At 46.1% G+C, this 1049-nt stretch carries 1 protein-coding gene and 1 pseudogene; one reads left to right on the top strand and one right to left on the bottom strand.

The genetic code is table 11. The annotated features are described in order from the left end of the window. Window positions 1–242: pseudogene (locus tag R7O12_RS26835) on the top strand (lipoprotein-releasing system transmembrane subunit LolE); the annotation flags it as partial. Between the two features lie 204 nt (window positions 243–446). On the opposite strand, the gene R7O12_RS26830 reads toward R7O12_RS26835, so the two are convergent. Further along, window positions 447–956, bottom strand: coding sequence for a DUF2062 domain-containing protein (locus tag R7O12_RS26830; RefSeq protein ID WP_005456245.1), 510 nt, complete (start codon window positions 954–956; stop codon window positions 447–449). Window positions 957–1049 lie beyond the last annotated feature (93 nt).

The raw sequence follows: 1049 nt of genomic DNA, 5'->3' as shown, positions 1-1049 counted from the left end.
GCCTTGTTGGTGTGTTGGTTGCGTTGAATTTAACTCCAATCATTAAGGGGCTTGAAGGCTTAATAGGACACCAATTTTTATCGGGTGACATCTACTTTGTGGACTTTCTTCCATCGCAGTTGCATTGGCCTGACGTCGCATTGGTGTCGACCACCGCTATCGTATTAAGCCTATTGGCCACTTGGTACCCAGCTTCTCGCGCAGCGAAACTGAACCCTGCCACAGTTTTGAGTGCTAAGTAGCGAAGGAAGGAAAGCTAGCCTCGTAGACATCGTTGTTAGCGATGACTTATTTTGCTAAGTACTCCAGATACAAAAAAGGACCTTTCATGGTCCTTTTTTGTACTCATTAGCATCTTTTCATTCTTTGCTTACATTTCGTTTCAGCTTTATTGTCGTTTGAACCTCAAGCCATGTCGCAACGAATGATTTTAGCGTCTTATCCGCTTATCTTACTTTTCGTTTTTGCCAACTGCGAACGACAGAGTAGCGCCACAATCCGCGAATACCGAAATAACCAATGATCGCAGAACCCACACCGCAAATTGCGCACCCCAATAGGAATGGAGGCCCAATCGTGCTCATCTGTTGCATGATAAAGTCCCAAGATAGCTCAAAATGGAATGGCTGAGGTGGAACATGCATGACCCATGCACCGAGCTTGTAAGCAAAGTAAAACAAGACTGGCATGGTAATAGGGTTGCTGACCCAAACGAGAGCGACTGACAGAGGTAAATTTACGCCCATTAAAATGGCTAAACCTGCAGACATGATCATCTGGCTCGGAAGCGGGACAAACGCCATAAATAGGCCAACGGCAAAAGCACCTGACGCAGAGCGACGGTTTAAGCACCAAAGGTTCGGGTTGTATAACACATTGCCGAAGACCTTCAATGCTTTTTGGCGTTTGATCACTTCGTGATCAGGCATGAAGCGTTTTATCAGCTTTCTAGGCATAGGACGACATGACTCTCTTAGAAAAAAGTTGGACCTTGGCGTTATTTGTCGCGAGCGTAATTTCGTCTGCATGGTGGCCGACGATGCCGGATT

The organism is Vibrio sp. Vb1574 (assembly GCF_033338675.1).
The sequence above is the reverse complement of the archived record's forward strand: the minus strand, read 5'-3'. Positions and strand labels throughout refer to the sequence as shown.

Excerpts from the sequence above, each read along its gene's own strand:
- R7O12_RS26830 (WP_005456245.1), bottom strand. The coding sequence starts at position 956 with ATGCCTAGAAAGCTGATAAAACGCTTCATGCCTGATCACGAAGTGATC.